The sequence below is a fragment of the Pseudomonas meliae genome, assembly GCF_001400515.1.
Classification (GTDB): Bacteria; Pseudomonadota; Gammaproteobacteria; order Pseudomonadales; family Pseudomonadaceae; genus Aquipseudomonas; species Aquipseudomonas amygdali.
Genome location: NZ_LJQT01000163.1, coordinates 9,479 through 16,962, shown reverse-complemented (window position 1 = coordinate 16,962; position 7,484 = coordinate 9,479). Strand labels below are relative to the sequence as shown.

General features: G+C 57.9%; 8 protein-coding genes. 3 read left to right on the top strand and 5 right to left on the bottom strand.

The features are described 5' to 3' along the window. The coding region (locus ALO64_RS07405) for an NAD(P)/FAD-dependent oxidoreductase (RefSeq protein ID WP_157058642.1) at nucleotides 1–370 on the top strand (370 nt) is incomplete at its 5' end. Between the two features lie 263 nt (nucleotides 371–633). Here the strand turns inward: ALO64_RS07405 and ALO64_RS07400 are convergent. The 5 genes from ALO64_RS07400 to glyQ form a co-directional block, all read right to left on the bottom strand. Continuing rightward, nucleotides 634–1,119, bottom strand: a complete 486-nt coding sequence (locus ALO64_RS07400; protein WP_044344968.1) for an SHOCT domain-containing protein — start codon at nucleotides 1,117–1,119, stop codon at nucleotides 634–636. A 363-nt stretch (nucleotides 1,120–1,482) separates the two neighbouring features. Then, nucleotides 1,483–2,253 (bottom strand): lysophospholipid acyltransferase family protein, encoded by a 771-nt coding sequence (locus ALO64_RS07395; RefSeq protein ID WP_044344969.1) that lies wholly within the window; start codon nucleotides 2,251–2,253, stop codon nucleotides 1,483–1,485. Between the two features lie 65 nt (nucleotides 2,254–2,318). Beyond that, the gene (gene gmhB, locus ALO64_RS07390) at nucleotides 2,319–2,864 is read right to left on the bottom strand and encodes a D-glycero-beta-D-manno-heptose 1,7-bisphosphate 7-phosphatase (protein WP_005732744.1); all 546 of its coding nucleotides are present in this window, start codon (nucleotides 2,862–2,864) and stop codon (nucleotides 2,319–2,321) included. A gap of 10 nt (nucleotides 2,865–2,874) precedes the next feature. Continuing rightward, entirely contained in the window at nucleotides 2,875–4,929 is a 2,055-nt protein-coding gene (glyS, locus tag ALO64_RS07385) for a glycine--tRNA ligase subunit beta (protein ID WP_002551325.1), read from the bottom strand. Next, entirely contained in the window at nucleotides 4,926–5,873 is a 948-nt protein-coding gene (gene glyQ, locus ALO64_RS07380) for a glycine--tRNA ligase subunit alpha (protein WP_002551326.1), read from the bottom strand. The genes glyS and glyQ overlap by 4 nt, the downstream gene beginning before the upstream one ends. Nucleotides 5,874–5,953: 80 nt before the next feature. On the opposite strand from glyQ, the gene ALO64_RS07375 reads away from it, so the two are divergent. Continuing rightward, the gene (locus tag ALO64_RS07375; protein ID WP_044344970.1) at nucleotides 5,954–6,505 is read left to right on the top strand and encodes a DNA-3-methyladenine glycosylase I; all 552 of its coding nucleotides are present in this window, start codon (nucleotides 5,954–5,956) and stop codon (nucleotides 6,503–6,505) included. Nucleotides 6,506–6,543: 38 nt separating this feature from the next. Further along, complete coding sequence (locus ALO64_RS07370; protein WP_002551328.1) at nucleotides 6,544–7,431, top strand: lysophospholipid acyltransferase; 888 nt, start codon at nucleotides 6,544–6,546, stop codon at nucleotides 7,429–7,431. Nucleotides 7,432–7,484: the final 53 nt, after the last annotated feature.

Genomic DNA, 7,484 nt, shown 5'->3' with positions numbered 1-7,484 from the left:
TTTTTGGTTGGCGTTGACACCTATGGAGAAGATGCGCATACTTGATCCAAAGGTAGATGCCTCTGCGGTGGAGTTGACCTACAAGCGTGCGGTGGCGATGGTCCCCGCTCTCAAGCAATCGTCGGTCACTGCTGCCTGGGCTGGTTATGTCGACAGCACACCTGATGGTGTGCCCGGGATCGGTGAAATCGCCAGCCTGCCCGGCCTCGTCCTGGCCGCCGGGTTCAGCGGCCATGGTTTCGGTATTGGACCAGGAGCAGGTCACCTGATCGCTGACATTGTCAGTGGTGTCGCCCCTATCGTTGACCCTAAACCTTATCACCCAGACCGTTTCCACGGCTCATCTTGGGGTAAGGTGGCATATTTTTGATTGAAACGACGAGCGATCCACAGTGACTGCTGTGCTTACATCGGCGTAGTCACCGCGATAACTGTGCGCGCATTGGAGCTGAGAAAACTTACGACTGGTGTTCCACGTGGAACACCATGGTTTTGGGATATCAGTGACTATTTTACGCATCAATGGAGCCGGCCATGCCCTTTCAATAACGGACCAGGCAACCGCTCAGTCCTAGCGGAAATTTAACGTCGTGTCCGGAATCAGGTGTCCACTACCTATAGGCTCGTTACGGTCTACATCCGTGAAAGCAGATCTGCTTTCTTTATCAGAAACTCATCTTCGGTCAGGACGCCTTGGTCCTTTAAGTCGGAGAGTTTTTTCAACATTGCAGGGATGTCCTCTGTCGAAGCCGACGAGGTCTTGGCTGGTTGGTGCGACGCTGCTACTGCCTCGAGAATTATTTTCTTGATCTGCTCAAAATCCGCGTTGCTGCCCTTGCCGAAGAATACGGAATTGTCATCGTTTGCAATATTTGTTGAACCGCCGCGAAAAGCCAAATCACCAGCGTGGATCACTTGGAAGAAAGCTTTATTAAGCAGTGAGGCGGGCTCCAGGCGAATAGCTGAAATGGCTGATATTGGAATATCTTTGTTACCTTTGCCCATGCCTGAGAATTGTCGCAGTGCACCAAACAGTCCTGTGCGGCGAATTAGAACCTCAGATCCGGTGAATGTAATCTCGCCGTTAGACCCTTTGGCTGTAAAAGGTAAATTGCTCATCGCCGTACTCCATTACAAAAATGCAAGATTACCTGAAGGTAGGCGTTATGGCAGCAATAAGAGTGGTCCAAGCGCGAGTATTTGAGGAAACGTTGCAGCCAGATTGAACGGGACATGTTCCCCTGCTGCCCTTTCAGAAATATTGGAGCGGTGCGTTGGCCTGACTGAAATCGGCTTCGCCTCGGGCGTTAGCCCAAGCAATAAAAAACCGACCTTTCNNNNCAGGTCGGTTTTTGATACATCACCAAAACTTATGCACGTTTTTCCGGTTTTTATAGCCCGAAAAAATATGTATACGAATTAGAGAGTTAGCCAGGGTTTTTGACGGATTTCAGAAAAACCGTACACAGGTTATCCACAAAATCACGCCGGGACTTTTTCAGGACTTGCTGCTGGTGTAACAGGCGAGCCCATCGCGCGCTGTGCTTCCTCATTCCAGGCCTGCACACGGTCATTCAACGCAGCAATGGCGCGCGGGCCTGTACCCTCTGCGTACATCGGTTCGCCAATCACCACCTGGATAGTGCCTGGCTTTTTCGCCCAGCCATCTCGAGGCCAGTATTTGCCAGCGTTATGAGCGATAGGCAGGACTGGCAGATCAGCGTTTACCGCCAACGCAGTACCGCCGCGAGAGAATTTTCCGACCTGGCCGTAAGGCACGCGTGTGCCCTCCGGGAAGATCAATACCCAGACGCCATCCTTGAGCAACTCGTCGCCCTTCTTGGCAATCTCCCTGAGTGCGGCTTTCGGGTTTTCGCGGTCAATGGCGATCGGGCGCAGCATTGCCATCGCCCAGCCAAAGAACGGCACATACAGCAATTCACGCTTGAGGACCTGGCTCATCGGCTCGAAATACGCCGACAGAAAGAACGTCTCCCAGGTGCTCTGGTGGTTGGAGATGATCACGCAGGGGGGTTTCGGTACGTTTTCGGCGCCAGTCACTTCTACCTTGATGTTCAGGAACACCTTGGTCAGCCAGATGGCGCAGCGGCACCAATAGACGTTAATGAAGCGATAGCGGGCTTTGAACGGCAGAAAAGGCGCAATGAAAAAACTCAACGTGCACCACAACAGCGAGCTGGTGCCCAGCAACAGGTAGAAGAAGAAGGTCCTGATTGCCTGCATGATCGACATAGTTACGTTTACCGTACGGGCAGGTGCCCGCTCCTTGAGCGTCCTGAACCTGAAGAGCTGACTGTTCAGTGAGCGCTGTTGTGGATAAGTTCTGCGGCAACTGCCGCCAGATCGTCAAAAATCAACGTGCCTGCCGGCACTCCGCCTTCCATCGTCTTGCGGCCTTTGCCGGTCATCACCAGCACAGGCTGAGAATCGACGGCCAAAGCGGCCTGTAGGTCACCTTTACTGTCGCCCACGAACCAGAGACTTTTGGGGTCTACTGCGTAATGAGTGACGATAGCCTGCAGCATCCCGGGTTTGGGCTTGCGGCAGCTACAGCCATCGTCTGGCCCATGCGGGCAGTAGACGATCAAACCGACCTCGCCACCCTGCTCTGCCACCAGCTTGCGCAAGCGCTCATGCATGGCGTCCAGCGTGGCCAGATCATAATAACCTCGGGCAATGCCCGACTGGTTAGTGGCGACGGCCACCGTCCAGCCGGCCTTGCTCAGATCTGCGATAGCCTTGATCGAGCCGGGAATGGGCACCCACTCCTTCACTGACTTTATGTAAGCATCGGAGTCATGGTTGATGACTCCGTCTCGATCAAGTATCAGCAGTTTCACCATCGACTCCTTCTCAGCCCAGCAGCGAGATATCGGCAACGCCAAGGAACAGGCCGCGCAAACGCGACAACAAGGCATAACGGTTGGCGCGCACATTGGCGTCTTCCGCGTTGACCATTACCGCTTCGAAGAATGCATCGACCGGCTCACGCAGCATCGCCAGACGCGCCAGCGATTCGCTGTATTGACGCTCGGCAGCCATCGGCTGGACCGCGTGGTCAGCCTGCTGAATAGCCGAGTACAGCGAAAACTCGTTGGCGTTGTCGAAATACTTGGGCTCGACGGTCTGGGCAATACTGCCCTCGGCCTTGCTCAACAGGTTCGATACGCGCTTGTTCACCGCGGCCAGTGCAGCGGCCTGTGGCAGTTTGCGGAAAGCCTGGACCGCCTGAACACGCTGATCGAAATCCAGCGCCGAAGCAGGTTGCAGCGCACGTACCGAGAGGTACACAGCCACATCGACGCCTTCGTCTTCATAACGCGCACGCAGACGGTCGAAGATGAAGTCGAGTACCTGCTCCGCCAGACCGGCAGGCTTGATCTTCGCGCCAAACTGCGTGACTGCGAATTTCACCGTTTCGACCAGGTTCAGGTCGAGCTTCTTCTCGATCAGAATACGCAGGATACCCAACGCAGCACGACGCAGCGCATAGGGGTCTTTGCTGCCGGTGGGCAGCATGCCGATACCGAAGATACCGACCAGCGTGTCGAGTTTGTCGGCGATGGCCACCGCAGCGCCAGTCAGCGTTGTCGGCAGTTCGGCGCCCGCGCCACGTGGCATGTACTGCTCGTTGAGCGCCAGCGCAACATCTTCAGGTTCGCCGTCAGCCTTGGCGTAGTAGTAACCGGCAATGCCCTGCATTTCCGGGAACTCGCCGACCATCTCGCTCGACAGGTCGCACTTGGACAGCAGGCCAGCCCGTGCCGCACGCTGGGCGTCGCCGCCGATGCGCGGGGCGATGTAGGCAGCCAGTTTCGAGACGCGCTCGGCTTTGTCGAACACGCTACCCAATTGTGCCTGGAACACGACGTTTTTCAGACGATCGTTGAAGGTTTCCAACTTCTGCTTTTTGTCCTGCTTGAAGAAGAACTCGGCATCAGTCAGGCGTGGACGAACCACCTTCTCGTTACCGGCAACGATTTGCGCCGGGTCTTTGCTCTCGATGTTGGCCACGGTGATGAAGCGCGGCAGCAACTTGCCTTCGGCATCCAGCAGGCAGAAGTATTTCTGGTTGTCCTGCATGGTAGTAATCAGCGCTTCCTGAGGTACTTCCAGGAAACGTTCTTCAAAAGAGCACACCAGCGGAACCGGCCACTCGACCAGCCCGGCTACTTCATCAAGCAGGCTTGGCGGTACGATGGCAGTACCTTCCTGTTGGGTGGCCAGCTCGTCGACGCGCTTGCTGATGATCTGGCGACGTTCGTTGAAGTCGGCCAGTACATGCGCGGCGCGCAGGTCGCTGAGGTAACCGGCAGGCGAAGAAATACGCACGTCTTGCGGGTGATGGAAGCGATGACCACGAGAATGACGACCCGCGCTCTGGGCGAGGATCGTGCAGTCAACCACCTGATCACCGAACAGCATCACCAGCCACTGGGTCGGACGCACGAACTCTTCCTTGCGGGCACCCCAGCGCATGCGCTTGGCAATCGGCAGGTCGTTCAGCGAGTCTTCGACGATAGTCGGCAGCAGCGACGTGGTCGGCTTGCCGAGGATGGTCTGGCTGTAGCGCAGTTTCGGGCCGCTCTGATCGATTTCGCTCAGATCGACGCCGCACTTCTTGGCAAAGCCCAGTGCTGCCTGCGTCGGGTTGCCGTCCGCATCGAACGCTGCCTGACGCGGCGGGCCGTCGAGGTTGACGCTGCGATCCGGTTGTTGCGTGGCCAGCGCGGTGATCAGCACGGCCAGGCGACGCGGTGCGGCGTAGACCTGTTTGGCGCTGTAGGTCAGACCTGCGCCCGACAGGCCTTTTTCAATACCGGCCAGAAATGCATCTGCCAGGGAAACGAGGGTCTTGGGTGGCAGTTCTTCAGTGCCCAGTTCAACCAGAAAATCTTGAGCACTCATTGCGCTGCCTCCAGCTTGGCCAACACTTCATCGCGTAGATCGGGCGGCGCCATCGGGAAACCGAGACGGGCGCGGGCCTGCAGGTAGGCCTGAGCCACCGAGCGGGCCAGCGTGCGTACGCGCAGGATGTATTGCTGACGCGCGGTCACGGAAATCGCGCGGCGGGCATCCAGCAGGTTGAAGGTGTGCGAGGCCTTGAGGACCATTTCATAGCCCGGCAACGGCAGCTCCAGCTCGATCAGGCGTGCGGCTTCGCTCTCGTAGAAATCGAACAGTTCGAACAGTTTGTCGACGTTGGCGTGTTCGAAGTTGTAGGTCGACTGTTCCACCTCGTTTTGATGGAACACGTCGCCGTAAGTCACTTTGCCGAACGGGCCGTCAGCCCAGACCAGATCGTAGACCGAGTCCACGCCCTGCTGGTACATGGCCAGACGCTCAAGGCCGTAAGTGATTTCGCCGGTAACCGGGTAGCACTCAAGGCCGCCGACCTGCTGGAAGTAGGTGAACTGCGAGACTTCCATACCGTTGAGCCAGATCTCCCAGCCCAGCCCCCAGGCGCCCAGCGTCGGCGATTCCCAGTTGTCTTCGACGAAACGCACGTCGTGCACCAGCGGATCGAGGCCGATGTGCTTGAGCGAACCCAGGTACAGTTCCTGGAAGTTGTCCGGGTTGGGCTTGAGAATCACCTGGAACTGATAGTAATGCTGCAGGCGGTTCGGGTTTTCGCCGTAGCGGCCGTCAGTCGGGCGACGGCTTGGCTGTACGTAAGCGGCGTTCCAGGTTTCCGGGCCTACGGCGCGCAGAAACGTGGCAGTGTGGAACGTGCCGGCGCCTACTTCCATATCGTAGGGCTGAAGTACCACGCAACCTTGTTCTGCCCAGTATTGCTGGAGGGCGAGGATCAAGTCTTGGAAGGTACGCACGGCTGGCGTAGGCTGGCTCACAAATTTCACCTGTGCTGGGCTGCGATTCAAAGAGCGGGAGTATACCCGATTCGGCCGCACGTCCACTCCTTGGGAGCCCTATGACACGCTGCTTTTGGTGCAACGAAGACCCCCTGTACATCGCTTATCACGATCAGGAGTGGGGAGTGCCGCTGCGCGATGCGCAGAAGCTCTTCGAGTTGCTTTTGCTCGAAGGGTTCCAGGCCGGGCTGTCGTGGATCACGATTCTCAAGCGGCGGGCGCGTTATCGCGAAGTGCTGCACGGCTTTGACGTCGAGCGCCTGGCGCAGTTGAGCGATGCCGAAATAGAGACGCTGATGCTCGATCCGAGCATCATCCGCAACCGCCTCAAGCTCAAGGCCGTGCGCACCAATGCGCGGGCCTGGCTGGCGCTGGAAGACCCGGTCGCGCTGCTCTGGTCGTTTGTTGGTGGCGAGCCGAAGATCAACCATTTCAAGGATCGCAGCGAAGTGCCGGCGATTACCGCCGAGGCCGAAGCGATGAGCAAGGCGCTGAAAAAGGCCGGTTTCACCTTTGTCGGCCCGACCATCTGTTATGCCTACATGCAGGCCAGCGGTATGGTCATGGACCACACCGTCGATTGCGATCGGTATGCGATCCTGAGCCGCTGACGGTTACACTACCCGCCTCGAGAATCTGGGAGTCATCTGTGGATAAGTTCAAAGGCGCCGTAATGGTCGGGGCGTTGCGATTGTTTGCGCTGTTGCCGTGGCGCGCGGTGCAGTGGGCAGGCACCGCGATTGGCTGGCTGATGTGGAAGCTGCCCAACCGTTCGCGGGAAGTGGCACGGATCAACCTGTCCAAGTGCTTCCCCGAGTTGAGCGAGCCCGAGCTGGAAAAGCTCGTTGGCCGCAGCCTCATGGACATCGGCAAGACCTTGACCGAAAGCGCTTGTGCGTGGATCTGGCCTGCGCAGAAATCGATCGACCTGGTGCGTGAAGTCGAAGGGCTCGATGTGCTCAAGGATGCGCTGGCGTCCGGCAAGGGCGTAGTCGGCATCACCAGTCACCTGGGCAACTGGGAAGTGCTCAATCACTTCTATTGCAGCCAGTGCAAGCCGATCATTTTCTATCGTCCACCGAAGCTGAAGGCGGTCGACGACCTTTTGCGCAAGCAGCGTGTGCAGTTGGGCAACCGGGTTGCGGCGTCGACCAAGGAAGGCATTCTCAGTGTAATCAAGGAAGTGCGCAAAGGCGGCTCGGTGGGTATTCCGGCCGATCCGGAGCCGGCCGAATCAGCGGGCATCTTCGTGCCCTTCTGCGGCACCCAGGCGCTGACCAGCAAGTTCGTACCGAACATGCTGGCAGGCGGCAAGGCGGTCGGTGTATTCCTGCACGCCATGCGCCTGCCGGACGGCTCGGGTTACAAAGTGGTACTCGAAGCGGCCCCTGAAGCCATGTACAGCACCGACACCGAAACCTCGGCAGCGGCGATGAGCAAAGTGGTCGAGAAATACGTGCGGGCCTACCCGAGCCAGTACATGTGGACCATGAAACGCTTCAAGAAACGCCCGGCAGGCGAAGCGCGCTGGTACTAGGAAAGATCGGACGCGGAGCGCCGCACGATAGTCAGGTTATCGTTCCGCACGCT

Bases quoted from the DNA above. Each gene is read 5' to 3' on its own strand.
- ALO64_RS07400 (WP_044344968.1), bottom strand. From the start codon at position 1,119: ATGAGCAATTTACCTTTTACAGCCAAAGGGTCTAACGGCGAGATTACA.
- ALO64_RS07395 (WP_044344969.1), bottom strand. From the start codon at position 2,253: ATGTCGATCATGCAGGCAATCAGGACCTTCTTCTTCTACCTGTTGCTG.
- gmhB (WP_005732744.1), bottom strand. From the start codon at position 2,864: ATGGTGAAACTGCTGATACTTGATCGAGACGGAGTCATCAACCATGAC.
- glyS (WP_002551325.1), bottom strand. From the start codon at position 4,929: ATGAGTGCTCAAGATTTTCTGGTTGAACTGGGCACTGAAGAACTGCCA.
- ALO64_RS07375 (WP_044344970.1), top strand. From the start codon at position 5,954: ATGACACGCTGCTTTTGGTGCAACGAAGACCCCCTGTACATCGCTTAT.